33 protein-coding genes are annotated in these 25,115 nt (G+C 56.4%); 31 read left to right on the forward strand and 2 right to left on the reverse strand.

Translation table 11 applies throughout. The annotated features are described in order from the left end of the window. The first annotated feature begins 183 nt into the window (after nucleotides 1–183). Together F3Y30_RS09380 and F3Y30_RS09385 are read left to right on the forward strand one after the other, a co-directional pair. Nucleotides 184–783: a hypothetical protein gene (locus tag F3Y30_RS09380; protein WP_203426170.1), complete on the forward strand. Its 600-nt coding sequence runs from the start codon at nucleotides 184–186 to the stop codon at nucleotides 781–783. A gap of 595 nt (nucleotides 784–1,378) precedes the next feature. Further along, nucleotides 1,379–1,570 carry a hypothetical protein gene (locus tag F3Y30_RS09385; RefSeq protein ID WP_203426171.1) on the forward strand — a complete coding sequence of 64 codons (192 nt, stop codon included), beginning with the start codon at nucleotides 1,379–1,381 and terminating at the stop codon, nucleotides 1,568–1,570. 31 nt (nucleotides 1,571–1,601) lie between these two features. Here the strand turns inward: F3Y30_RS09385 and F3Y30_RS09390 are convergent, their stop codons facing one another. Together F3Y30_RS09390 and F3Y30_RS09395 are read right to left on the reverse strand one after the other, a co-directional pair. Further along, nucleotides 1,602–1,988: a DUF5681 domain-containing protein gene (locus F3Y30_RS09390; protein ID WP_203426172.1), complete on the reverse strand. Its 387-nt coding sequence runs from the start codon at nucleotides 1,986–1,988 to the stop codon at nucleotides 1,602–1,604. Next, on the reverse strand, nucleotides 1,988–2,254 hold the full coding sequence (locus F3Y30_RS09395) for a hypothetical protein (RefSeq protein WP_203426173.1): 267 nt from the start codon (nucleotides 2,252–2,254) through the stop codon (nucleotides 1,988–1,990). The genes F3Y30_RS09390 and F3Y30_RS09395 overlap by 1 nt, the downstream gene beginning before the upstream one ends. Nucleotides 2,255–2,335: 81 nt before the next feature. Here F3Y30_RS09395 and F3Y30_RS09400 point away from each other — a divergent pair, with 81 nt between their 5' ends. The 29 genes from F3Y30_RS09400 (at nucleotide 2,336) to F3Y30_RS09535 (ending at nucleotide 25,109) form a co-directional block, all read left to right on the forward strand. Beyond that, nucleotides 2,336–2,731 (forward strand): hypothetical protein, encoded by a 396-nt coding sequence (locus F3Y30_RS09400; RefSeq protein WP_203426174.1) that lies wholly within the window; start codon nucleotides 2,336–2,338, stop codon nucleotides 2,729–2,731. Between the two features lie 112 nt (nucleotides 2,732–2,843). Then, the gene (locus F3Y30_RS09405) at nucleotides 2,844–3,812 is read left to right on the forward strand and encodes a DEAD/DEAH box helicase family protein (protein WP_246752923.1); all 969 of its coding nucleotides are present in this window, start codon (nucleotides 2,844–2,846) and stop codon (nucleotides 3,810–3,812) included. Next, nucleotides 3,743–4,276, forward strand: coding sequence for a hypothetical protein (locus F3Y30_RS26315; protein ID WP_246752924.1), 534 nt, complete (start codon nucleotides 3,743–3,745; stop codon nucleotides 4,274–4,276). Before F3Y30_RS09405 ends, F3Y30_RS26315 begins: the two co-directional genes overlap by 70 nt. A gap of 85 nt (nucleotides 4,277–4,361) precedes the next feature. Next, nucleotides 4,362–6,599 carry a hypothetical protein gene (locus F3Y30_RS09410; RefSeq protein WP_203426175.1) on the forward strand — a complete coding sequence of 746 codons (2,238 nt, stop codon included), beginning with the start codon at nucleotides 4,362–4,364 and terminating at the stop codon, nucleotides 6,597–6,599. A 10-nt stretch (nucleotides 6,600–6,609) separates the two neighbouring features. Next, a complete protein-coding gene (locus tag F3Y30_RS09415) occupies nucleotides 6,610–6,864 on the forward strand; it encodes a hypothetical protein (RefSeq protein WP_203426176.1) in 255 nt (84 codons plus the stop codon). 60 nt (nucleotides 6,865–6,924) lie between these two features. After that, nucleotides 6,925–7,980: a hypothetical protein gene (locus F3Y30_RS09420; RefSeq protein ID WP_203426177.1), complete on the forward strand. Its 1,056-nt coding sequence runs from the start codon at nucleotides 6,925–6,927 to the stop codon at nucleotides 7,978–7,980. A gap of 13 nt (nucleotides 7,981–7,993) precedes the next feature. Next, entirely contained in the window at nucleotides 7,994–8,923 is a 930-nt protein-coding gene (locus tag F3Y30_RS09425) for a DUF5309 domain-containing protein (RefSeq protein WP_203426178.1), read from the forward strand. 77 nt (nucleotides 8,924–9,000) lie between these two features. Further along, entirely contained in the window at nucleotides 9,001–9,342 is a 342-nt protein-coding gene (locus F3Y30_RS09430; RefSeq protein WP_246752925.1) for a hypothetical protein, read from the forward strand. Between the two features lie 2 nt (nucleotides 9,343–9,344). Next, nucleotides 9,345–9,935, forward strand: coding sequence for a hypothetical protein (locus tag F3Y30_RS09435; protein WP_203426179.1), 591 nt, complete (start codon nucleotides 9,345–9,347; stop codon nucleotides 9,933–9,935). Next, complete coding sequence (locus F3Y30_RS09440; RefSeq protein ID WP_203426180.1) at nucleotides 9,932–11,455, forward strand: hypothetical protein; 1,524 nt, start codon at nucleotides 9,932–9,934, stop codon at nucleotides 11,453–11,455. Before F3Y30_RS09435 ends, F3Y30_RS09440 begins: the two co-directional genes overlap by 4 nt. Before the next feature lie 24 nt (nucleotides 11,456–11,479). After that, nucleotides 11,480–11,776 (forward strand): hypothetical protein, encoded by a 297-nt coding sequence (locus F3Y30_RS09445; protein ID WP_203426181.1) that lies wholly within the window; start codon nucleotides 11,480–11,482, stop codon nucleotides 11,774–11,776. Then, nucleotides 11,776–12,183, forward strand: coding sequence for a hypothetical protein (locus tag F3Y30_RS09450; RefSeq protein WP_203426182.1), 408 nt, complete (start codon nucleotides 11,776–11,778; stop codon nucleotides 12,181–12,183). Before F3Y30_RS09445 ends, F3Y30_RS09450 begins: the two co-directional genes overlap by 1 nt. Before the next feature lies 1 nt (nucleotide 12,184). Next, nucleotides 12,185–13,711, forward strand: coding sequence for a tail fiber domain-containing protein (locus F3Y30_RS09455; protein WP_203426183.1), 1,527 nt, complete (start codon nucleotides 12,185–12,187; stop codon nucleotides 13,709–13,711). Then, nucleotides 13,711–14,892: a hypothetical protein gene (locus F3Y30_RS09460; protein ID WP_203426184.1), complete on the forward strand. Its 1,182-nt coding sequence runs from the start codon at nucleotides 13,711–13,713 to the stop codon at nucleotides 14,890–14,892. Before F3Y30_RS09455 ends, F3Y30_RS09460 begins: the two co-directional genes overlap by 1 nt. Before the next feature lie 50 nt (nucleotides 14,893–14,942). Next, nucleotides 14,943–15,845 carry a hypothetical protein gene (locus F3Y30_RS09465; protein ID WP_203426185.1) on the forward strand — a complete coding sequence of 301 codons (903 nt, stop codon included), beginning with the start codon at nucleotides 14,943–14,945 and terminating at the stop codon, nucleotides 15,843–15,845. A gap of 1 nt (nucleotide 15,846) precedes the next feature. Further along, nucleotides 15,847–17,724, forward strand: coding sequence for a hypothetical protein (locus F3Y30_RS09470; protein ID WP_203426186.1), 1,878 nt, complete (start codon nucleotides 15,847–15,849; stop codon nucleotides 17,722–17,724). Nucleotides 17,725–17,786: 62 nt separating this feature from the next. Next, nucleotides 17,787–19,319 (forward strand): hypothetical protein, encoded by a 1,533-nt coding sequence (locus F3Y30_RS09475; RefSeq protein WP_203426187.1) that lies wholly within the window; start codon nucleotides 17,787–17,789, stop codon nucleotides 19,317–19,319. 11 nt (nucleotides 19,320–19,330) lie between these two features. Beyond that, nucleotides 19,331–19,831, forward strand: coding sequence for a hypothetical protein (locus F3Y30_RS09480; protein ID WP_203426188.1), 501 nt, complete (start codon nucleotides 19,331–19,333; stop codon nucleotides 19,829–19,831). 62 nt (nucleotides 19,832–19,893) lie between these two features. Next, nucleotides 19,894–19,977: a hypothetical protein gene (locus F3Y30_RS26320; protein WP_281435460.1), complete on the forward strand. Its 84-nt coding sequence runs from the start codon at nucleotides 19,894–19,896 to the stop codon at nucleotides 19,975–19,977. A gap of 173 nt (nucleotides 19,978–20,150) precedes the next feature. Beyond that, a complete protein-coding gene (locus F3Y30_RS09490; protein WP_203426189.1) occupies nucleotides 20,151–20,720 on the forward strand; it encodes a head-tail connector protein in 570 nt (189 codons plus the stop codon). After that, nucleotides 20,720–21,055, forward strand: a complete 336-nt coding sequence (locus F3Y30_RS09495; RefSeq protein ID WP_203426190.1) for a phage head closure protein — start codon at nucleotides 20,720–20,722, stop codon at nucleotides 21,053–21,055. Before F3Y30_RS09490 ends, F3Y30_RS09495 begins: the two co-directional genes overlap by 1 nt. Continuing rightward, nucleotides 21,052–21,450 (forward strand): DUF3168 domain-containing protein, encoded by a 399-nt coding sequence (locus F3Y30_RS09500; protein ID WP_203426191.1) that lies wholly within the window; start codon nucleotides 21,052–21,054, stop codon nucleotides 21,448–21,450. Before F3Y30_RS09495 ends, F3Y30_RS09500 begins: the two co-directional genes overlap by 4 nt. 96 nt (nucleotides 21,451–21,546) lie before the next feature. Next, nucleotides 21,547–21,954, forward strand: coding sequence for a phage major tail protein, TP901-1 family (locus F3Y30_RS09505; RefSeq protein ID WP_203426192.1), 408 nt, complete (start codon nucleotides 21,547–21,549; stop codon nucleotides 21,952–21,954). Continuing rightward, entirely contained in the window at nucleotides 21,954–22,319 is a 366-nt protein-coding gene (locus F3Y30_RS09510; protein ID WP_203426193.1) for a gene transfer agent family protein, read from the forward strand. The genes F3Y30_RS09505 and F3Y30_RS09510 overlap by 1 nt, the downstream gene beginning before the upstream one ends. Next, the gene (locus tag F3Y30_RS09515) at nucleotides 22,316–22,525 is read left to right on the forward strand and encodes a rcc01693 family protein (RefSeq protein WP_203426194.1); all 210 of its coding nucleotides are present in this window, start codon (nucleotides 22,316–22,318) and stop codon (nucleotides 22,523–22,525) included. The genes F3Y30_RS09510 and F3Y30_RS09515 overlap by 4 nt, the downstream gene beginning before the upstream one ends. A 24-nt stretch (nucleotides 22,526–22,549) precedes the next feature. Then, nucleotides 22,550–23,083, forward strand: coding sequence for a phage tail tape measure protein (locus F3Y30_RS09520; protein WP_203426195.1), 534 nt, complete (start codon nucleotides 22,550–22,552; stop codon nucleotides 23,081–23,083). A 46-nt stretch (nucleotides 23,084–23,129) separates the two neighbouring features. After that, entirely contained in the window at nucleotides 23,130–23,771 is a 642-nt protein-coding gene (locus F3Y30_RS09525; RefSeq protein WP_203426196.1) for a DUF2460 domain-containing protein, read from the forward strand. Continuing rightward, nucleotides 23,768–24,658: a DUF2163 domain-containing protein gene (locus F3Y30_RS09530; protein WP_203426197.1), complete on the forward strand. Its 891-nt coding sequence runs from the start codon at nucleotides 23,768–23,770 to the stop codon at nucleotides 24,656–24,658. Before F3Y30_RS09525 ends, F3Y30_RS09530 begins: the two co-directional genes overlap by 4 nt. Continuing rightward, nucleotides 24,651–25,109: an NlpC/P60 family protein gene (locus F3Y30_RS09535; protein ID WP_203426198.1), complete on the forward strand. Its 459-nt coding sequence runs from the start codon at nucleotides 24,651–24,653 to the stop codon at nucleotides 25,107–25,109. Before F3Y30_RS09530 ends, F3Y30_RS09535 begins: the two co-directional genes overlap by 8 nt. The last annotated feature ends 6 nt before the right edge of the window (nucleotides 25,110–25,115 follow it).

Consider the following 25,115-nt stretch of genomic DNA (forward strand, 5'->3'; position numbering starts at 1 on the left):
CGTCTCTGGCTCCCGTATGGTTGGTTCCAGATCGAACCCCGACATCGCTGTTTTTCGCGACGACCCCGACTTGAGCCGGGTCGCAGATCGAATCCGTTTTTTCAATCATCCCGACGACGCAAGATTCGGCGCTGGAGTAGCGCGCGTACTCGGCAATTTGTGAGTATCAAAATGAGCAATAACTTGGATATCAAAGTCAACCTGAGCAACTTCGAACTATGGGGCCGAAGCAGCCTGTGCGCCGAGGTCACATTCAACGACATCCGTTTGTTCTCGTGGCATCAGACCGACGAGAGCCTTGCGAAGGGCACGCGCGAGTTCACTGCAATCGGCCAATTTGGCTACGAGCAGTGGTTTGTATTCTCCCCGGAAGGCCGCTGGGTGCGTCAGATGATCAATGGCGTCGAAAGCCCGGAAATGATTGTCCCGTTCGACCGTCTGTTTGAGATCACCGAGCAGGCTGTTCGCGACACCATGGGCGATGCACTCAACCTCACGTATCATCCTACGGGCGTTGATGGGGAAGTTGCTGTTCACTTGGATGGTAAGGAAGTGCTGTTTTGGGGCGCTGCCAACGATGAATCCGGAGGGTTCATCGTGTTTGACGCCGACGTGAGCAATTTCTTCCAGTTCTGGTCCGCAAGCACTCACGGCTTCAGCGCGTGGAACGAAGGCGATTGCGACGGCTGGCCGGATACTTTCGACCAGTCCTTCATGGACCGTATTTGCCCACTCGCTTATCGCGCACTACACAATGGTTGGATTGTCGGAGGTGCCGCATGAGTAAGCGCCTCAAAGTTCCGAAGCGGGTCAAGCAGGCTTTGGAGGCGGTAGGAAACTACCGTCTTCATCGCGGGAAGCGACACATCCACATCTACGTGAACGGCCAATTCGCCGGGATCACGCCCCATTGTGTTAGCGGTGATGGAGAACCATTCGGTCATACGCTCAGTAACACGCTGGCCCAGATCAAGAGGCTAGGAGGTCACAATGGCTAAGCGAACCCGCTACATCGTCTCTCGCGATGCCTTTCAAAATCCCTTTGTGTTCGACACTAAGAAGGCTCGGATTAGAACATCACGCGTACGGTATACTGTGTGCCGGGACGCCTTCGTTTCCGAGCAACCAAAGCCAGCGAAAACTAAGCGGGGTCAGCAATGACCCTCCACGTTTCGTACCATTCGGACATCGATATCGATGAAGAGATGCTTTTTGAAATCGCAGACGCATTCTACGAAATGACGGATGGCGAGCCATCTGTCTTGAAGAGATGCTACCCGACGGTTTCCAGCATACACCGCATGACACCTTCCATGCGGCCACTTGCGTAGATACGGGTTGGGCACTCGAATACTGCTATCATAGCGTTGGCGAGTGTATGGAACTGCGCGATGCCGCTCAAACGTTCAGGGTAGTGTTTCGACTGAAACAGGAGGCCGATATTACCCACTGGATCACCGCAGCGGGCGTTGGCACCCTAGAATATTGGGTGCGTTGGTTCATCATTGACCGGATCGATGGCGAGAAGGCGCTAGGTCGCTTTCTGATGACCTGGAAACTAACGCAGTGATACGGAAAAGCCCCGGAAACGGGGCTTTTTCTTATTGTAAGTGGTGATTGTCGGGATCCGGTAGCGGTTTCGCCTCGATCACTTGCCCCTCAATGATCTCGCGAGCCTTTGCAGCCTTAGCAATTAGATCGCTCGTGTGGTTGTGGTGAATCTCGCCGGAAACATCGACCTTTTGCGCGGCCTTGGACAGATTGTAACTGAGGATCAATTCGTTGGCCTTGAGGCGAACCATGTCATTTTTGCTTGTCTTCGCAAGCCTCTGCACTTCTTTGAGTGCGTCGGGTGACATTTCCGCAGCAGAAATCTTCAATTCCTCGGGCGTGGGCGTTCTGCCTTTGGGATTGCCCGACTTACCCTTTGGGAATTGGTTCTTCTGGAGGTTTGCCAGTTGTTTTGCTGTCATTGGTCGTTTCGCCATTATTCCTCCAACTTGTGACCGCCAGCACGCTTTATGAAGTCGTCGGCATCGCTCTCGTATGTGAAATCCACGACGAAGTTGAATTCGCTCGTCTGTGGGATAGTGAAATCTTCGCTAATGCTGTCACGGATGAACGTTCCGAATTTCGCATCGATCCATGCGGCAATCGCTGCATCCTTCGTCATTCCGGGATTTCTCTTGATGAACTCAAGTAAGCCATCTTCGCCGCGTTTGTGTCCGTTGGCGATTTCGTATTGAACTCTCATTGATGTCGTCCTATTGGTGTTTACCCGTTATTTAAGTGTAACCGCCCAAAAGCGTGCTCAAACCATTTAAGGAGCGAACCAATGGCAACTTCTCCCTTCCTCAAGCGTCTTTCCGAAATCGGTAAAGCCAGCCGCCCGACGAAAACCGCTGGCCGTAACAAGTCCGTGCAAGACTCCTTCTTGTCCGCGCTGGAAAAGCAGATCGACGCTGTAAATGGTGCGATCAAGAAGGCCGGTTCTGTGCAGTGGAACCGTGGGCATTGGGTAAAGCCGGAAGCCAATGGCCGTTACAGCGTAAGTTTCGGTTTCCCGGCAATCGCCGTAGTCGAGGGTAAGAAGTTCTTCTTCGTTGACGACCTCAAGGAAGCACTTGATCTGCTCGAAAACGGCAAGGGGCTTGTCGAGGACAAGAATTTCGTTGCAGCACTTGAAGCGCAGCGCGCCGCACGTTCTGGACCGCGCCAGAAGAAGTCCTAAGCGACACTCACAGAACAGCACAAAGGCCCCGTTTCCGGGGCCTTTTTCGTTTGAGCATCCAAATTAGCATCGAACGGTAAATACACCGGATTTAACAGCCGGTTGTTTACGCATGAGCATTACAAAGCAGGAGAAGCAGCAAGAAGAAGATCAGATTCTATCGCTTCTCAAAGATTTTCATCACGATATTCCATTATTCGCACTCACTGTCTTTGGTTCGCAACTGCGTCCAGTTCAGGTTGAGATTGCCGAAAAGTATCAGAACAGCAAGCGCACCACTGTAAGAGGCGGTGTAGGTTTCGGTAAGACGCACGTCATGGCGATCCTCATTTGGTGGGCGCTAATGACGCACGACGATGTGCAGGTGACGATCTTTGGTCCAACCGAAGGCACTATCGAACGCAACGTTTGGAAGGAACTCAATATCCTTCACTCCCGAATGGCAATGCCATTCAAGGATTGGTTCGAGGTCAGCGCAAAGAAGATCAAGCGCATATCTAATCCCGCTGGATGCTTCGCCACATATGCGCTTGCAAGCACCGACAACATTGCAGCAGCACGCGGTATTCACCAGATCAACAACTTCGTGTTCGTGGACGAGGCTGATGGTGTTCCCGATGAAGTGTACACGGAAGCACTCGAAAACATCCTCACCGACATAAACCCGAAACTCTGCCTAATTTCGAACCCGTCGAAGACAAGCGGTTATTTCTGGGAAACGTGGAACGGCCAAGCGGCAAAACTGTGGGCGCACGTTCACGGCCGCATGTCCGACGCGCCGCACGTCACCGAGGAAGACCTTGAGGCGAAAGCAATCGCCTACGGGGGCAGGGATACGCGAATGTATCGCATCATGGTCGAGGGCGAGTTCCCCGACGATGACGTTGATGGGCTTATTCCGAAATGGGCTGTCGATGAGGCGGTGAATAACCCCGATGCCGTCCCGGCTGCGTCATATCCGGTGATTTGGGTCTCGATCCAGCAGACGGTGGCGACCGCAGTGTTCTCGTCATGCGCCATGACAACAAGGTCATCGGCATTCACAAATGGAACGGCACGGACCTCATGCAGTTGGCGATGAAGGTCCGAGACCTCTACGAGGCAACGCCCGCGAAACTGCGCCCCAAGGCGATCTGCGTAGACGCTAACGGCGTCGGCAACGGCGCATATGTCAACCTGCATTACATGGGTCTGCCAGCGCGCAAGATCATGGTGACGAACTCACCAACGCGAAAGCCGGAACTTTATAGCCGCTTGCGTGATCAGATTTGGTGGGAAACTCGCCAGTGGTTCCTTGAAGGTGGGAAAAGCATTCCTGATCATCCCGACCTTCGAGCCGAATTGATCACCCCGACCTACGACAGCGACAACGGCAAGATCAAGGTCGAGAAGAAAGACAGCATTCGTAAGCGATTGAAAGGTAATTCGCCAGACTTCGCGGACGCGCTCTGTTTGACGTTTGCGATCTCGCCAACGCGGTACGCGAGCCAATTCAACTTGGATCGCTACATGAGTTCGCCGCAGAACTTGTCGCAGTACGAGTAATCGCGTCGGAAATGCGGTACAGCAGTAAATACGAACAACACTAATAAAAATGAGAACGGTGGAACGAACCGCCGCGAAAGGCCCAATGGCGAAAATCACCAAGATTAAGAAAGTTGATGAGGACGCGCTAGTCAATAGCATCGCAAAGGCAGTGCAAGAGGCCGTTGGCGTATCAGCAACGCATATCGCAAACAAGCAGGAAGAAGCACTAAAACTCTACATGCGAGAGCCATTCCCTACGGATAAGAAGGGCGACGGCAAATCCAAGTGGGTGAGTTCGGATGTTCAGGAACGCACGGATTGGGCAACAAGTCAGTTGATCCGTGTTTTCGACAACCAGCAACAGGTTGTCAGTTTTGCCCCGAATGAACCAAGCGACCAGCCAATTGCAGACCAGATGACCGAAGTCTGCAATTTCGTTGTCCGCTCGAAAAATTCGCACGTCGCAATGCTCGCCCCATGGGTGAAGAACGGCTTCCTCACTGGCCTTGGCATTACGATGGTCGAACTCAAGAAGGTTCGCGAGGAATCCCTGCCGGAAATCATGAAGGCGCAGACCGATCAGCAGTTGGTTGAGCGCGTGGCAGAGGAGGAAGCCGGAACGATTGTCATTGAGGAACGCGGCGAACCCTATGTAGGGCCACAGCAAGCACCTGTACCGGATTTGCCGCCTGAACTCGCCGCGCTGGCCGCGCAGATGCAGCCGAAAGTGCGCGATATCAAAATCCGCCGTGTCAGTGAAAAGCCCCAGATCAATATTTGCAATCTGCCCCCGGAAGATTTCATCGTATCCAAGGACGCCGATATCGACCAGCAGACCGGCGGCATTCGTGCTCGTCTGCAAGGTCATAAGCGCATCATTGGCCGCGCCGAACTCATCGAATTGGGCTTCGATGAAAAGAAGGTGGCTGCGATCCCGTCAGCGGATTCCGAAGAAGACGGCATGGCGTTGCAACGCTCGAAAGAGACCGATTACGACGATGGTGTTGGCGACGTTGAAGACGATGTGCTGATTTACGAGGTTTACACCCGTATGGCCGTTGATGGTGGAAAGCGCCGTCACTATCGCTTTGTTCTCGGCGGTGACATCACCAATAAGCCGGTCCTGCTTCATCGTGAGGAAGTCAGCAAGTTCTATCCGTATGCGGCTTTTGTGCCGTATCCGATCCCGAATACGCTATTCGGTCAGGGGATGGTTGATCGTGTAGGCCCGACACAGCGCCTCACAACGCAGATCATCCGTCAGCAGCATAACAACCTGAATAAGGTCATTGACCCGCTCGTTGTCGTGAACCCCGATGTGACACGCCCGGATGACCTGTTGAATTTGCATCCGGGTAAGGTCATCCGCAGTGAAGACCCGAATGCAGGACTGTCGTTCATTCAGCCGCCGTTCGTCGCGATGCAGGCGCAGCCGATCATCGACAACCTGAAAACGGAACTCGATTACACGACCGGTGTTGGCGGTGCGCTGGCCTCGGTCAATGCGTCGGATTTGCAGAATACGACAGCGACAGCGAACGCCCAACGCGCAAGCAGCCAGCAGATGCTAGTTGAGCAGATTTGCCGACACTTCGCAGACACCGGCTATCGCTACTTGTTCCGCATTATTGTGGACCTGTTCACGAACAACCCAGAAGAAGCGCATTCATATATCACCCGTTTGACCGGCCAGTTTACCCCGCTCCGCGTCGATGCGTGGGACCCCGATATGGATGTGACCGCAAACGTTGCGTTTGGCGTCACCGACAAGATCGGCAACGCAGGCAACCTCAACGCGCTTCTCGGCTTGCAGCAGACTTTGCAGCCGATGGGACTGGCGAATGCGCAGACCATCTATCACACTGCCACCAGACTCGCGGAGAACGCGGGCGAGAAGAACTCTTCAGCGTTCTTTGTCGATCCTTCGACTTTGCCACCAGCGCCACCGGCTCCCCCGCCACCGGACCCGAATGCCGCCCTCATCGCGGAAATGAAACTCAAGGCGCAGTTGGACGCAGAAGCAAAGGCTCGCGAATACGAGTTCGAAATGAACAAGTTGATCGTGGAGAACGACTTGAAGCGCGATCAGATGGCGCAGGACTTAGAACTCAAGCGCGCCGAGATCGAGGCAAAGTATCAGGCCCAGGTCGATATTGCCCGCATCCAGCAGGAGCAGGCCCGTCAGCGCAATGACGTTGATTTCGCCATCGCAGCGCAGGACGCGCAAGTGCAGGTAAAGGCGGCTCAGGAGCAACAGCAGACACAAGCCATGCAAGCGCAGGCAGCACAACAGCAGCCAGCGATGCCTCCGCAGGCCCCTATGATGCCTCCACAGCAGTAAGGAGTAACGCATGAACCGAGAGATTATTGAACGCGGTCAGACCGCTAAACGCTTGCTGGAATCCCCGGAATGGAAAGCCTGCTTGGAATATCTCGATAGAGATTTGATCGCCCAGTTCCGCAAAACAAATGTCAATGAAGTGAACGAGCGAGAGGACATCCACAAAGTCATGTATTGGTCAGATTTGTTCTCTGATCGACTAAGCAAGTACGTGGAGAAGGCAGAAACAGAGGTTAATATATATCAACACAAGTCAGGCGCATAACTAAAGATTTTTCGCATTGCCTAGTAAATACAGTATCAATAACAATTGCTGAGGTAATGTATGGAAACGACCAATACTCCCGTTGAGGGAACTGGTTACTCGGTCGATGAAGCGGCCACACACATCGAAAATCTTTTGGACTCCGATATTGGAACAACCGAAACTGTAGATGCTGAGAACGAAGTCGATGAGACTTCAAACACGCTAGACGATGATGTCGAAATCGACATGGAGCAACCGGAAACGGATTCCGATGATGTTGATGAAGATGCAACCGAAAGCGAAACGGACGAAGTAGAGGAACCTACCGTTCGCGATCCTAATGAGGTTCTGTTCGAAATCGACGGCCAAGGAATTTCACGACAGGAAGCCGAACGCGGTTATTTGCGTCAGTCCAATTACACGAAGAAGATGCAAGAACTCGCAGAACACCGCAAAAAGTGGATTGTTCAAGAAGTCGAGTTTCATCAGGTTCGTGCTCAATCTGAGCAGGTATTGAACAATCTTGCCGCTCACGTTGCTCAAGTCTTTGAGATGAACGATTTCGGCGCAGAACCCGATTGGGCAGCCGAATGGGACGTTGATCCATATGAGGCGCAAAAGAAGCGTTTCCAGTGGGACAAGGACAAAGCAGCATGGCAGCAGAAGCAAGCCGCTCGTGAAGCCGCTGTAAAGGCGATTTACGATTCTCAAATTGAGGTTGCTCGTCAGAACGAGGCTTACGCGAACAACAAGCGAGAAAACGCGATCATTGAAAGTCGTGAAACGCTTGCTCGTGAAATGCCAGAAGTTTTTGGCGAAGCACAGAAAGCCAATGTCAATCTTATCGCAGTTGCCAAGTTCCTTAATGAACAAGGCTACGGCGAAGACGAGATCAAAGGTGTGATCGACGCACGCACTATTAAACTCGCATATTATGCGAAGTTGGGAATGGAAGCGGCGATGAAGGTTCCAGCAGCGATCAAGAAGATTGAGGCTAAGCCTGCACTGACAATGCCCGGCACAACAACCGCACGAACAACAACAGCGGACGCCGCGTACAAGCAGGATAGGCGGAGACTAAAGCGGACTGGCAGTCTCGATGATGCTGCAAGTCTAATCAGCAGACTACTATAAGGAGAAGCCAATAATGGCCACATTGAAGACTACGGACGTCAAGAACGTTCGCGAAGACCTCGGCGATTTCATTTCCGATATCTCGCCAAAGGAAACACCTGTACTTTCCTCGATCGGTAAGACAAAGGCATCGAACACATACCACGAAACCCTCAAGGACTCGCTTGCTGCTGCCAATAAGGACAACGCTCGCCCAGAAGGTGACGACGCCCCGGCGGCAAACAACGTTGGTCCTACCCGCATTGGTAACTGGACGCAGATTTTCTCCAAGCAGGTTTCCGTTGCTGGCACGCTTGAAGCCGTTAACAAGGCTGGCGTTCGCAGTGAAAAGGCCCGCCAGATCGCTAAGGCCGGTCTGGAAATGAAGCGCGACCAAGAGGCTGCAATCACCTCCGATAACGCTTCTGTTGCCGCTGGTACACGTAAACTGGGCGGTATCGGCGCATGGCTCGAAACTAACGTTGATCACGGCGCTTCCGGTGCAGTTGGCGGTTTCTCCAACGGTATTGTTGCTGCTCCTACAGACGGCACAAACCGCGTCCTGACAGAAGATATGTTCAAGGACATGGCGCAGAAGGTTTGGAGCGAGGGCGGCGACCCGACTCTCGTGTTTGCTCCGGGCGACCTGAAGGCTCTGATTTCGACCTTCGACGGCGGCGCAACTAAGTTCCTCGCAACCGACAAGGAAACGATCTACGCAAACGCAGATATCTACGTTTCCAACTTCGGTACGCACAAGATCATTCCTCACCGCTATATGCCGGTAACAAACGTGTACTTCCTCGATAAGTCGCTTTGGAACAAGGCTGTTCTGCGTGGTGTAGCCAAGTACGATCTCGCAAAGACCGGCGATAGCGAGAAGATGGAACTGGTTGAGGAATTCACACTGGAATGCCTGAACGAAGCCGGTAACGGTGCAATCCGAGACGTAACAGCATCCTAATAGACTACGCAAATGGGGAGCGAAATGCTCCCCATTTCAGCAATACGCCCGAATAAAAATAACAATAAGAGGCGACAGTGATTAATTCAAATTTCACCGCAGGTGACTTGGTTACGCATGGCACATTCGTCCTAGTCGATGATGCGGACAAGACAGTTTATGTCACTCGTGATGGCGAACTTATGTACGTCACAACCGAGTGGAAAAACCTTTCAGCAGTGCTAGAAGCAAATGCTCGTGCTGCCGCAGAATTCAGCAAAACACAGAAACTCGGTGACATGGAACGTGTCGCTAGTATCCCGTTGGGCGTTTATCACCAGTGGGCGAACGAAGGAATCATGGATGACGACAAAGCACTAGCACGTCGTTTAAATGACGTGGATTTCAGCAAGTTCCGCACGAATAGTTTGAAGGTGTAAGCATGGCCTTCAATTCCTATGACGAACTGTTTTCAGCAATTGCCGATTACATCATGCGACCGGACGCACCAATCGCGTCTTTCATCGCTCTCGGCCAGTCCGACATCGCGCCGCGCATCAAGCACTACGAGCAGGAAACGAAAGTTACCCTGACCAGTGCTGACAACATGGTGACGCTGCCAGCGGATTTCCAAGAGGCCCGTCGCGTTGTTGTTGATGGCGCGCTTGCAACTCCGACCAGCATCTACCGGACCGATTTCTCGGCGGGTTGTGTCTACTATTTCCAGCGAGGCAAGCGATACGAGTTCGTTCCCGCGAAGGACGTGCCGCGTGAGGTCGAACTGACCTACTACGCTCGCATCCCATTCATCACCGTAACCAATCAAACGAACTGGCTGACCGATTACAATTTCGGCAATGCAATCTTCCACGCTTCACTTGTCCGCGCTTATCGCTGGATGAAGGACAAAGACGCGGAAGCGATGGAGAAGGCGAGCCTAGAAGAAGCCCTTGCAGGCATTGCGACGGACAATAGCCGCGCAGTGAACAGCGGCAACCAATTCGAAATCGATTTCGGAGGGCCGCTGTTTTGATCATCGATAGCGTTTTCGGCCCTTGGCGTCCTGACCTTCCCGACCTCAACAATCCGGGTGTCACTGTCGCTCGCAATGTCACCCCAGGTATCGGCGCATTGCAGGGTAGCGTGACCTATGGGCCGCTGCGCCGTGCTGCGATGTATTCGAACACGTCGATGGCGAGCCGACCAATCGGAACCGCTGTCAGTCAGGATCAGTTCGGAAACGCGAAGGTCTACGGCGGCTGTGCAACGAAACTCTACAAGTTGTCGCCAATCAATCGCCAGTGGACCGACATTAGCCGTAGCGGCGGATACACGACGCTGAACACGGATCGCTGGAACGCCGTCGAGTTCGGCTCGTACCAGATTTTCACGAACTTCTCGAATGAGCCTCAGTACATCGATATGAACATCGATTTGCAGTTCGCCAATCTCACGACGCTCGCCAAGGGCCGTTACATCGGCACGCACAAGGGCTTCGTCATTCTTGGCAACACATGGGATGCGCTGGACGGTGCAAAGCCTAATCGCGTGCGCTGGTCCGGTCAGGAACTTCCCGGTGATTGGGCATACTCGGCACAGACACAGGCCGATTTCCAAGACATTCACGGCTATGGCTCCGTTCAGGCCATTGTCTGCGACGACAGCGTTTGGGTGCTCATGCAGCGCGGTATCGTGCAGATGACCTACATCGGCGCCCCTTACGTCTTCCGCGTCGATACTCGCGTTGAAGGCAAGGGCTGCAATGTCCCGGAAAGCGTTGTGACGGTCGAGGGCAAGACCTTCTTCTTGTCCGAAGACGGCTTCTATATGCTGCAGGGCGGCAGCCTCACGCCAATCGGCATCGGCAAGGTCAACAAATACTTTTTGAAGAAGGCCGACACGTCTCAGTACCAGTTTATGACGGCGGTTTCCGATCCTCGCGAAACGCTCATCTATTGGAACTATGTCAGCGTCGACGCCGAAGACGGCACGCCCGATCGCACGCTTATCTACAACTACCAGACAGGCGAATGGTCCGAAGCGGAAGCCACAGCGGCTTTTCTCTTTCCCGCGCGAAGCCTGCCTTGGACAGTCGATCAACTCGATGAGTTCGGCAGCATTGATGCGGTGCCAGCGAGTTTCGATGATCCGATTTGGGCCGGTGGCAACTCAATGCTTTGGGCGATGAACCCCGATGGCGACGTTCTCGCCTTCACTGGCTCGACACTTCCAGCGTTGATCGAGACGCAGGAGCAACACTTAATCAATGCGGTGCGTGCGCTCAATCCGAACGCGCAGGGAGATCGCACGAACGTTATGGGTGTTCGCCCGTTCTTCGAAGGTGCAGACGCAACAGCAGCAGTTTCGGTTGGATCGAGAAGCCAGAGCAATGGCCTCGTTGCTTGGTCGAGTGTTGCAACAACGCACCCGGATACCGGCTTTGCATACGTCCGTTTGCAGGACCGTTTTCATCGCTTCCGACTGCAATTGAATGGCGATTGGGACAAGGCTTACTCGCTTCAAATCGACGCTAATTCCGCTGGCTTCCGGTAAATACGGAATAACGGAAAGGAAGCCATGCAGAGCATCTACAATCCAGATGACAAGCGACAGATTGCAGCAACGATCAATGACCTTGTTCGCCAGTTTGAGAATATAGGTTCGGTTACGTTGGCGAGTTCAACGACATCGACAACTGTTAGCAATCCAAAGGTTCTGTCTTCTAGTGTGATCGTATTGCAGCCGCGTACATCGACAGCAGCAGGAGCGCAGGCAACGACATACGTTAGCAGTGTTAGCGGTGGACAGTTTGTAATAACACATGCGAGCGCGACGACATCGAGAATTTTTGATTACGTAATTTACGGAGTGTGATGGCAATACAGAGGATCGATAACGCAGAAAAGTTCGAAATTGAATATCCTCGTTGCCGCGAGTGGCTATTAGAAGCACTAAAATACTCCACTAACAACATAGGCGAAAACGATCTGCTCAATGGGCTAGTTGAGCGCGATTACTTGCTTTGGACATCAGATAACGCGGCATGCGTAACGTCACTGACAGAGTGGCGCGAGAAGCCCGTTTGCGTGCTGTTCCTCATAGGAGGGGCAAAGGGCAAGGCAATGAGGGAAATCCTCTTAGAGGGTCAGCCAATCGTTGAAGCATATGCACAAGAGCATTCGTGCGCCGGGCTTCTCGGTATTGGCCGAGAGCAATGGGCAAAAGTGTTGAAGCCGTTTGGCTTCCAAACAGAAGGAACCATTTTCTACAAAGGAATTTGAAATGGCCAGCACACCAAAGGAAACAACAACAAAAACAGAGCCGTGGGATGGTGCGAAGCCATACATCGAGAAGTATCTGAAACAAGCGGATGAACTGTATTCCGCTGGCAAGCCCGAATATTACAAGGGCGATACCGTTGCGGATCAGTCGAAAGCAACCACAGATGCGCTGAAGCAGCAGGAAGCAATTGCTCGCGGCGGTTTCGGCGGCATTAAGACCGCACAGAACACAGTCAGCAACATCACGTCCGGTAACAAATTTTCGACACAGGCCAACAACACGCTGTCGCAGTTGCAGAACGGCGTATCGCTGGGAACCAACCCAGCGGCTGCTACCGCTGCGAAAATTGCATCTGGTCAGAACGGCACGGCTCCCGGCACTTCCACGCTGACAGCGGGCCAGAACTGGACAAACGCGGCGCTCGGTGCGCAGCAGGCACAGTCCAAGGCTCTAGCATCCGGGAACAATCCCGCGATGGACTATCTGCGCTCCACGGCTTCTGGCGCTGAGGTCGGCAACAATCCGTATCTGGATCAGATGGTTGCCAATCAGCAGACCAAAATTGCCGACCAGTTGAAGACCGTCATCAATCCGCAGATCGATTCACAGGCCGCTTCGCTCGGTCGTATGGGTTCGGGAGCATATGCGAGCCAGCGCAACAATGCGGAATCGACCGCTGCGAACGCGATGGCGCAGGTAGCCACCGATATGTACGGAAACCAGTACAACACGGACAAAGACCGTCAAATGTCCGCTGCTGGCCAGTACGGCAATTTCTACAACAGCGATCAGCAGAACCAGATGCAGGTCAATGCGAACCTCGCCAACACGAGTGCGCAGCAGCAGGGCATTCGCACGGATGCCGCTAATAGCCTGAACAACCAGTATCAGTTCGATAAGAACCTGCAAATGCAGGGCTTGGCCCTACAGAACGACATCTATCAGTCGGGCATTCAGAACCAGTTCCAAAACGGTACACAGAAACTCAACGCTGCCAATTCGCAGTTTGCGAACCAGAACGCGCAGGCTCAGACGCAGTTGCAGGGCGCGGGTATGGCCGGTGATATGTACGGCCTCTCATACCTGCCATCGCAGTACCTGGCGCAGATCGGTGCGCAGAAGGATCAGCGTGCGCAGGACGTGTTGAACGCGGACATTCAGCGTCACGATTTCAACCAGAACCAGCCTCTCGCGAACATTGCCAACATGATCAATCTGGCGAACGGCGGCAATTACTCGAACACGACAACGCCGGTTTACAACAACACGGGCGGCCAGATCGCGGGCGGCATCACATCGCTGCTCGGCCTGCTGTCGATGTGCGACCAGCGCACGAAGATCGTTTTTGAATGTGTCGGCAAATTCCCGAACGGCATTCCGATGTACCGCTTTGCCTACAAGGACAATCCCGACGAGGTGTTCGTTGGTCCGCTCGCGCAAGAGGTCGAGGCGGTCATGCCGGATGCGGTGATCGAAATCGGCGGCATCAAACATATCATCAATGACACATTCATGGAGGCCGCATAATGTTGGACCTATTGGAACTGCTCAAGCGTTTGCAGGGTGGGCAAAACCAGCCCACAGGCGTTATCGGAACCGCACAGACCGAGGAACAGCCACAGCCTGCGCAATCCGGGTTCAACCCGCTGTCGCATTTCCTGCCAGACGATGCCGATAAGCGCGATGCCATCAGCATGGCCCTCCTGAATGCCGGTGCCGGAATGATGGCGGCTGGTGGTCCTAGCACAACGCCTACGAACTTTCTTAGCGTCGTGGGCACGGGTCTCGGCACCGGGGCGCAAACTTATACGGCTGCACGCAAGGATGCAGAGGCGAGCGCATTGGATCGCGTTAAGACGCGCAATGAACAGGTGAAACTCTTGCAAGCGCAAGCCGACGCCGGTCTGACCGACGACATCAAGGAATATAGATTCTACGTCGCGCAGACCGAAGCAAACGGCGGGCTGCCACTCGAGTTTAACGACTGGATGAACCAATCGAAGAAGGCCGGCGCAACCAACGTAACCGTCGAGGGGAACAAATTCGGCACAATTCCTGCTGGGTTCCAACTCGTAGAGGACAATGGAACTACACGACTTGAACCGATTCCGGGTTCTCCGCAGGCCGAGGAACAGCGTCTGGCGAATGATAAGCGAAAGAAGGCTTCCGACGTTAAGCAGACCTACAGCGACGTGGTGACAAGCACCATCGATGATATCTTTACGGCTGATCGAGAGGCGACGTTACCGACGACCGGCTTGCTAGGTTCTGTCACGCAGAACATTCCCGGCACTAACAGTCACGATATCTCGCAAAACCTGAAGACACTGAAGGCTAATGCGTCGTTTGAACGTCTCAATGCAATGAGAGAAGCATCGCCAACGGGTGGTGCTCTTGGTGGTGTCTCCGAAAAGGAAATGGCACTGCTAGAAGCGTCTTACGCTGCGCTTGAGCAATCGCAGAGTGATGAGCAGTTCAAGCGCAACCTGAATCGCTTCCACAATACATATTTGGACATCGTTCATGGACGCGAAGCCGGTTCTCAATATCACCGATCACTCGACTACGGATTGAGCGAGAAGAAGGAGCAGACAAAGCCATCCAATAGCGGTGGCGTTGGATTGGTAATCACTGGTGATGATGGCGTGCAATATCGCTTCAAGGGTGGTGACAAGAACAAGAAAGAGAATTGGGAACCAATTCTCTAATACCCGCAGAAGCGGATACATAAGAAGCCCGAAAAGGGACGAGGAATGCAGTGGCAGGTTATATTACCTATAGAAATCAGAAAGCGACACGTAATCGCCCGCTAGACGACGATCTGATTAAGCGTCTCGCATACTTGCAGGACATGGGCATTACGATGGAAGTCTTTTCCGGCGGTCAGCCCGGTAAAGACGAGGGCGGCGCTCGTGTCGGCAGTGTTCGACATGACCACGGCGGCGCAGCCGATGCTTTCTTCTACAAGGACGGTCGCAAATTGGACTGGGCAAACAAGGAAGATTTGCCGGTCTTTCAGGAGATTGTCAGTCGCGGCAAAGCCAACGGCATTACCGGCTTCGGTGCCGGTCCCGGCTACATGCAAGCGGGTTCCATGCACATCGGCGGTGGCAATCCCGGTGTTTGGGGAGCAGGCGGCAAGGGCGACAGTGCGCCGGATTGGCTGAAGTCCGCATACAACGGCTCGAAGTACGATCCGGTTGCGGAGGTGATTGCAGCGGCTTCACCAACACCGGAGACGCCAGCAGTAGCCGAAGTCGATGATCGTAGCCTTGGCACAAAGGTCTTTGACCGCTTGCTTGGTTCGGAGACGCCGGAACAGGCAAAGGCATCGGTCTTGCCGAATGTTCTCCCTGACACGTTCATGGGCGTGAACACAAAGAAGGGCATCAATATGCTTGGTGCGCTCAGTTCGGCGTTTGCGGATTCCGGCGCAGATGCAAACAAGCAGATTCAGGCCGCAGCACAAGCAGGTGCAGCACGTCGCAATTCGGCGCAGCCAGTGGAACTCGCACTGATGAGTTCAGCCCCCGGTGCACAGCAGAACATTCCGGGTGGAATTAGTTCGCTCGCACAGATGCAGCCGGAGGAACTCATGGAACTATTGAAGAAACAGAAGCAGATCGGAGGTCTCGGTGGCCTCGGTGGATGGAGGGTCTAATATGGCTATGCCATGGGAAATGGATTGGAATGATCCAGAGCGTGAGAAGCCAGCCATAGAAGCGAAGCCAACGGGCGGAATGCCATGGGAACGCGATTGGTCGAATGCGGAAGCAGAGCAGCCAGCGGAAGCACCTCGCGAACGTGAACTCGGTATGTTGCTGCCTGTTAGTTGGAATGCCGATGACGGCTCCGAATATTCCTTCGACAGCGATGCAGGTTTGCTCGGCGCGGTGAAGCGCGCGGTCATGTTGCCGGGACAGGCAATGTCCGGTGAGATTGACCCGACGAGCGAAGAGGGGATCGGTCGCGCTTTTGAGTTCGCCACGGTCTTCTCGCCAGCCCGAACTGCGTTTCCGAAGGCGAAGATTGCCTCTGAGACAGTGCCGGTTCAGCCGCGTTCCGGGTTCAATCCCGTCAAGACCGCCATCATCGGGGAAGCCGACGACACCGCGAAAATCGCTCAGCGTGCGCAGGACTTCCGAGATATCGGTGTTCAGCCGACGACCGGCATGGTGTCCGGTTCGACACGTGCGGGCTTGAAGGAACATGCGCTTGCTAACACTAGCCGCGAGATACAGGGCCGTATCGATGATGCCTTTGAAGCACAGGGCACAGAGTTCGGTCGCATCGTTGACGATCTCATTTCCCGCAACAATCCGGGTGCGAAGACCAATAGCCGACAGGAACTCGGTGAAATGCTCCGCACGCAGGCACAGGCCGCGAAAGATGCAGCATTTGCCCGTTCGGAAAGCCTCTATGATGACGTTGGTCGATTGACCGGAGAAAACGCCGTTTCCGGTACAGCAACCAAGGATTTCCTAAAATCGCTAGGTGAGACGAAGAAGGCCATGGGCAAGTCGGAAAGCCTGAACCGTGGTCCTCAAATCAACAAGGCAATTGAGCAGACCAAGGCGATTACCGCAGATATCGACAAGGGCATGTCTTTCACGAAGTTGAAGGAAGCACGCACGGCGATCAGCCGTATTGCCAACGATCGCGATGTAGACCCCGCGTTGAAGTCATATCTGGACGATCTGCGAAAGGCACTGACCACGGACATGGAAGCAACGGCGGGTGCCGCTGGTGATGACGCATTGCAGGCTTTCCGTAAGGCAAACAACCACTATCGACGCACGGTTGATGGCGAAACTGGCTTCGGCAAAGGTAGCGCACCAAGCACGCTGCTCAACAAGAACATGCCGGAAGAAATCTACGGTTATGTCATGGGCAAGTCCAAAGAGGGCGGGTCCCGCTTGAACATGATCCGCCGTCAGATCGAGAAGACCCCGGAGGGCAAAGCCACGTGGGACAATCTGACGGGTTCCGTTGTCGAGCGAATGGGTTTGAAAACAGCCGACGATACGGCGAGTTTCGATCCCGGTCAGTTCATGCGCAACTGGAAAACCATGTCACCGGAAGCCAAGGACGTTTTGTTCAAAGGCACGGATCGCAGCACATATCGTCAGGACTTGGATCGTCTCGCTCGCGTTGCGGATTCTTGGACGAAGTATCGCAAGCACGCGAACCACTCCAACAGCACGAACCATCGCACGGTTCTTAGCCAGTTGAACCCCTTCGACAAGACGAGCCTGCTGGCAGCAGCATTTGCAGGTCCGAAGGGCTTTGCTGCCGCAGCCGGTGCGAAAGCGGTGAACGCGGCATCGAGGGGCTACCAGTCGCGAATGCTGTCTGATCCGCAGACCGTGAACTGGCTCGCCGGTATTCCAAAGGCCCAGGTCGAGAAGGGCGGCCTTCGCCGGTATGTGGGCAAACTCATCGACATTGCCGAAAAGACCCCGAACGCGGCGACGCGCACGGCCGTTTTCGAGTACCTCCGCGCAGCCGGATATGACGAGGAAAACAGCGCCCCAAGGTAAATACGGAAACACGCAGCAAGCGTGACCACCCAATAACAAGAATAAGAAAGCGGTGATCACCAATGGTAGATATCATTGATCAAAAATGGTCCGAACTGGACGCATCTAACACAGGTGCAGCACCAGACGGCGTTCAGGGCGGTTACGCACCAAGCACAATCGCACCGATCCTCAGAGGCACGCGAGGCGCGTTGAAGCGGTTCTACAATCGCATCAACGCCGCTTACACAACAACAGGTTCCGTAACAGCGGCAGTCCTAACATTCTCGCAAGGGCCGGTCTCGTATGCCAAAGGCGAGCGTTTCGCATTCTGGGCGAATGCGACGAATACCGACGCGATGACCCTCAATATCAACGCTCTCGGTGCAAAAAGCATCTTGCGCGGGGATGGAACGGCACTCGTTGCCGGTGACATCGGTTCAGGTCAATTTACGGAACTCGTATATGACGGCACTGCATTCCGCATCGTGAATGGCGCAGGAGCCAAGTATACGGGAAACGTGACCGCAGCGACATTCACAGGCAACGGCGTTGCACTGACGAATCTGAATGCATCGAACCTATCGTCTGGCATTGTTCCGAACACAGTTATCAGCGGCTCCTACGATGGAATGGATACGTTAACTGCGAACCGGATTCGTTTGCTCAGCACAACTGATGCAAGCGAAACGTCAACTGCTCATGGATTTCAGGTCGGAGCAGACAACAGCGCAAACGTGATCATCGACAACAACGAAATCCTGTTCCGCAACAACGGCGTGCTTGCTGCTGTGAACGTCGTTGGCTCATCAGTGGCTATGAGCACAGCAAGTGTAACAGCAGGCGGAAACACGGTCTGGCACGCCGGTAATGATGGTGCTGGTACTGGCTTGGACGCCGATCTCGTAGATGGCTATGAAGCAGCACGTCTGTTCCGCGATAACGCCTCGTTTAGCACCACCGGTAACCTAACGATTTCAAACAGTGGACCGGTCATCGATATGATCGACACAACGTCTGGTCAGTACAGTTCTCGTCTCTACACGAACAGCAATAATTTCTACATTCAGCAGTCGCCGGATAACGGCGCTACGTGGGCCACGATGATGCAGTTCGAAATGGATACGAACAATGCATATGCGAATGGTCAGCAGATTTGGACTAATGGTAATGTAACAGCCGCAGTGATCAACGGAAAACTGGGATATACGCCGGTAACTCCTGCTCGTACAGTTACCGCAGGTAATGGCTTGACAGGTGGTGGTGCACTGAGCGCCAATCAAGTCATCACATTGGGTACTCCCGCGAATATCACCAACAGTACAACAAACAGTGTAAGCACGTCGAGTCACACTCACGCATTGGGCTTCATTGCGGCTGAAGTCAGCACAACGACATCGGCCGCAACGACCAGTTTCCCATTGGGTCATCTGGTTTACGTGCGTTTGAACGGATCAAACGTAGCGCGAAACGGTTCTTCAACAATCTATCTGATGAACACCGACACACGACGCTACACGAACAATTCCGGTTCAAGCGATGGAACGTTGTCGGGAACATACCGTGCAAGAGGCGACGATGATGGTTCGTATGGTCTCTTCCAGCGAACTGCATAAGGGATATTAAAATGACTATTGAAAACACATCAAACAATGCGGTTCTGCATAGCGTATTTTCGGTCCGGGCAACTCGTGATGAGGGCGTCTATATTCTCGATGTCGATCTTACGGATATGAATGGCGAGCGTTATCGCTGCGATTACGTTAGCGCACCCGACGATACATTCGGACTTGGGCCAGTCATCCGACAATGGCTCATCGACAACGAAGGCTCATATGAGATTGCCCCGTTTGTTGCACCGACAGTCGAAGAACTCCGCGCATCAATGCTTCCGCTGTCGCGTGTCGCATTCCGTACAGCGTTTAAGAACGCCGGAATGACGACAGCCGTAATCATTGCTGCGGTTATGTCGGTCGCGGATGATAGCGAACAGGAGGATTTGCAGATCGCATGGGAAGACGCTCAGTCGTTCAATCGTCTCGATCCACTCGTGGTGTTGATCGCGTTGCGAGCGGGAAAGACAGCAGAAGAGATCGACGCTATCTGGTCAGCAGCAACAGCGACTTAAGGGAAAACTCTTTCCTTCCAAGGCTTTAAGAATAAGTAGTGTAAAACGCAATTAGGACTTACGTGCTCTTCTACACGACGAAGCGCGTGGGTGGCGGCGTGCAGAACTTCGAGGCGATCAAGCTCCTGAAGTTCGCGGCGAATTGAGAAACGGCGCCGGCGGACATCTTCCCTGCCGCCGGGGCTCAGGCGGGCGCGGTTCCTCCCACCGCGTCCGCCCGCATTCCTCCCGCGGGCCTCGGACGGTGCCGCCCGCATTTCTCGCTCGCGGCTCCGGTTGCCACGCCCGCATCACTGCCCTTGCTGACAGGACCCCATCCATGACGATTGCAGAACTGACGCCGCCGGCGGCCGAACCCATCACGCTCGCCGAGGCGAAGGCGCACCTGCGCCTGGACGAGGACGACGAGGATACGCTCATCACCTCGCTCATTGCCGCCGCAAGGCTGCATCTCGAAGGACAAACCGGGCTTGCGCTGATGGTGCGCAGCTTCCGGCTCTACCTCGACCGCTGGCCTTCCGCAGGCGTGATTCAGATTGCCAGGGGACCGGTCCAAACCATTGAAACGGTGACGGTTTATGATGACGCGGGTGCGCCGCTGGAGGTCGATCCCTCTGGGTTCGTGCTCGACGGTGCTGCGCGACCCTCCCGCCTCTTCCTGCCGCGCCGGCCGCCGACGGGGCGGGCGGTGAACGGGATAGAGATCGACTTCACGGCGGGCTTCGGCGAGACGGGCGCGGAGGTGCCCGACGTGCTGAAGCGGGCGCTGCTGCTCCACGTGGCGGCGATGTTCGAACTGAGGGGCGTGCTCGACGCGGCGATGCAGCCGGGTACGATCCCGCCCGGCTACGACCGTCTGGTTGCTCCCTACAGGATCCGGAGGCTCTGATGGCGCTCGCAACCTTCGATCCCGGCGCCTTCAGCGCGCGGCTGATCCTGGAAATGCCCGAGGCTGAACCGGACGGGCAGGGTGGGGCCGCGGACGCGTTCTCGGCCGTCGCAACGCTGTGGGCTCGCGTCGAACCGGTCTCCGGCCTGCGCGACGAGGAGGCGGCGTCCGAGCCGATGACCGTGACCCACCGAATCTGGCTTCGCCACCGGGGTGACATTTCAGGCGACATGCGCTTTCGCAAGGGTGGGCGGATCTTTGCGATCCGCGCATTCCGCGATCCCGACGAGAGCAGGCGCTATCTCGTCTGCCACTGCGAGGAGGTCGGACGATGAGCGCGGCTGCCGCCCTCCAGAAAGCGATCTTCCAGAGGCTGAGCACGGATGCGGCGCTGATGGCGCTCGTCGGTGCTGCAGGCGTTACCGACCGGCTGCTCGCCAAACCGAGCCTGCCGCTGGTGGTGATCCGATCGATCGACAGTTCGGACCGCTCCACCGCGACGGAGGAGGGCGAGGAGCACCTGGTCACCATCGATGCCTGGTCGGAGAACGGCGGGCATCTGGAGGTTCAGACCATCGCGGCCCGGGTGCGCCTGCTGCTCCACGACGCCGATCTTACGATCGAGGGGTTCCATCTGGTGAGCCTCCTTCACCGCACGACCCGTATCCGCCGCGATGGAAAGACCCGTTATCACCGGGCCGAGATGCGGTTTCGCGCCGTAACCGAGTAGGGCGACGGATTTCACTCGAGATCGCCCGGTCGGCGGAGACATCCATTTCATGGCGGCGCCCGCGCTGCGCATCTTCTACTGCGGAAAGGAATTGCCATGGCGGCACAAAAAGGCAGGGACCTTCTCCTGAAGGTCGAAGACGGCGGCTCCTATGCGACGGTGGCCGGATTGCGCACGAAGCGGCTCTCGTTCAATGCACAGACCGTGGACGTGACGGACGCCCAGTCGAGCGGCCGATGGCGGGAGCTTCTGGCGGGGGCGGGCGTGCAGCGCGCGTCGGTGACGGGCAGTGGCATCTTCAAGGACCAGGCATCGGATGCCCTGGTCCGCTCCGCCTTCTTCGGAGGCATAATCCTCGACTGGCAGATGGTGGTACCGGACTTCGGCACGGTGACCGGGCCCTTCCAGATCACCGCCCTTGATTACTCGGGCGCCCATGACGGCGAGGTGCAGTTCGAGCTTTCGCTGGAATCTGCGGGCGCATTGTCGTTCGGGGCTCTCTGATGGGGGCGCGGGCTAACCGTCACCGCGGCGAGATCGAGGCGATACTCGACGGCGAAAGGCGGATCCTCTGCCTGACGCTCGGTGCGCTTGCGGAACTCGAGACGGCCTTTGCGGCGGACAACCTTGCCGCCCTCGCCGGGCGGTTCGCGTCCGGACAGCTCAGGGCCCTGGACATAATCCATATCATTGGCGCGGGCCTTCGCGGCGGCGGCAACATCATTACGGACGACGAGGTCGCCGGCATGGTTGCCGAGGGTGGTCTTTCCGGCTTCGCCTGGACCGTTTCGGCGCTCCTCACCGCCACCTTCGGGGAGGCGACGGACGGCGGCGGCGAAAACCCTCCGGAGCCGCAGCCCGGGGCATGACGGCGGAGCCGCTTCCCTTTCCCTGGGATGCGGTGCTTCACGCCGGGCTCGCCGGGTTGCGGCTTTCCCCACGCGAATTCTGGTCCCTGACGCCCCGCGAACTGCATGCGGCGCTCGGCGGGCGTTCGCCAAGAGCAGGAACGCCCGACCGCGCGGGCCTGGAGGCGCTGATGAGGGCCTTTCCCGACGCTTCGCCAGCGGCATGAGATCGAGCAGGATCGGAGAAATACATGGATACTGACCAGGTACCACTGGCGCAGACGGCCGACGAGGCCGAAGCGCTGCGGGATGCTCTCGACGACCTGGAGCGTCGGTCGCGCTCGTTCGGATCCGCACTCGGCAGCGCGCTGAAGTCGGCCGCGACAGACGGCAAGGGGCTCGACGACGTGTTGAAGGGACTGGCAACGCGCATCACCGACATCGCGCTATCGGCGGGCCTGAAGCCGTTCGAGGGATTGATCTCCTCCGGCCTGTCGAGCCTCGTCGGAAGCGTGACACCCTTCGCCAAGGGCGGCGTCGTTTCTTCGCCGACCTATTTCTCCGGCGGATCGGGGCTGGGGCTGATGGGCGAGGCCGGCGCGGAAGCGATCCTGCCGCTGAGGCGTGGTGCCGACGGTTCCCTGGGTGTGGCGGCAAGCCAGGGCGGCGGGAGCCAGATCATCTTCAACGTGACTGCGACGGATGCCGCGAGCTTCCGCAAATCGGAAGGGCAGATCGCCGCGATGGTCACGCGGGCGGCCGGGCGCGGCCAGCGGCATCTTTGAGCCCGCGGCATTTCCCAACGTCGTAAAGCGAGCTTCGAATCACACCATGACAAGCGGATTTCACGAAGTACGGTTTCCCCTGCGCATTGCGCTCGGAACGAGTGGCGGGCCGGTCAGGCGGACGGACATCGTCAGCCTGAGCAACGGTCGCGAGAGCCGGAACCGCCGGTGGCGCGACGCCCGCCGACGTTACGATGCGGGGTCGGGCGTGCGCTCGGCCGACGACCTTTACGCCGTGCTCGCCTTCTTCGAGGCGCGGGCCGGGCAGTTCCACGGCTTCCGGTTTCGTGATCCTGTCGACTTCAAGTCCTGTGCGCCGAGCGCGAGCATCGCTGCGACCGACCAGTTGATCGGGACGGGGGACGGCGAGACCGCGGCGTTTCAACTGGTGAAGACCTATGCCGATGCAGGTGGCTCCATGTCGAGGGCAATCGAGAAGCCGATTGCCGGCTCGGTTTCGCTCAGTGTCGGCGGAGAGACGGTGCCCTCCAGCCGCTACGCCGTCGACCAGACGACCGGAACGGTGACTTTCGCGGCAGGGCACGTACCCGCGGCCGGGCTCGAAGTGCGGGCCGGCTTCGAATTCGACGTGCCCGTTCGCTTCGATACGGACCGGATCGACATCGATCTCGCCCAGTTCAACGCCGGGCGCATTCCCTCCGTCCCGCTGGTGGAGATCAAGCCGTGAGAACCATCCCCGATGCCCTTGCCGGCCATCTCGAAGGCGATGCAACGACCATCTGCCACGCCTGGCGCGTGACGCGACGCGACGGGACCGCTCTCGGGTTCACCGAACACGACCACGACCTGGTGTTCGCCGGCACCACCTTTCTGGCGGCGAGCGGTTTCCAGGCGAGCGACACGGAGGAGACGAGCGGACTTTCGGCCGAGGCGAGCGAGGTCGCGGGCGCCTTCTCCTCGGAAGCGATCCGAGACGAGGACCTGACGGCCGGCCGCTACGACGGCGCTCGGGTGGAGGTCTTCGTGGTCAACTGGCAGGCGCCGTCCGAGCGCGTGTTGCTCAGGGTCGGCGAGATCGGCGAGGTGACGCGGGCGGGCGACGCCTTTCGCGCGGAGATCCGCCGCCTCACTCATTCTCTCGACCAGGTGAAGGGACGCGTCTATGCCCACCGCTGCGATGCGGTTCTGGGAGACGAGCGCTGCGGCGTGAACGTCGCAAGCAGCGCCTTCCGCTCGTCCGGAACGGTCGTTAGGGTGAAGGACGAACTGAGGCTGGAGGTCGAGGGCCTTTCGGTTTTCACCTCGCGCTTCTTCCGCTACGGGCTGCTGACATTCTCGAGCGGCGAGAACGACGGACTTGCGGCGGACGTCGAGGATCATCGCACCGCGGGCGGCACCACGGAGATCGTCCTGTGGCTGCCGATGCCGAGGCCGGTCTCTCCCGGCGACGTTTTCAGCATCGTTGCGGGCTGCGACAAGCGCTTTTCCACCTGTCGAAAAAAGTTCGCCAATGCGCTGAATTTCCGCGGCTTTCCGCATATGCCGGGCAGCGATTTCACCTACAGCTATGCCGACGGCGACACCGAGCATGATGGGCGGCCGCTCTATGAATGAGAGCGGGACGACGTCCGCGATGGCGATCTCGGTCGTTTCGATCGCTCGCAGCTGGATAGGGACCCCCTACAGGCACCAGTCGTCGCTAAAGCATGTGGGGTGCGACTGCCTCGGACTGGTGCGCGGGGTGTGGCGCGAGGTTTACGGCAGCGAGCCGGAGCGACCCGTGGCCTACCAGCGGGACTGGGCGGAGCGGAGCGGAAACGAGCGCCTGCTCCAGGCTGCCCGCCGCCATTTCGGGGAACCCGTTCCGTCTGGGCAAATGCTCCCCGGCGACGTGCTGATCTTTCGCTGGCGGCCGGACTGCGCGGCGAAGCATGCGGGCATTGCAAGCAGCAAGGACCGTTTCATTCACGCCTACGAACAGGCAGCGGTCGTCGAATCGCCGCTGGTTCCCCATTGGCGGCGGAGGATTGCCGCCGCCTTTCGCTTTCCAGAACGCGCACTCTGATTGGGC

This window comes from Sinorhizobium sp. BG8 (assembly GCF_016864555.1).
Lineage (GTDB): Bacteria > Pseudomonadota > Alphaproteobacteria > Rhizobiales > Rhizobiaceae > BG8.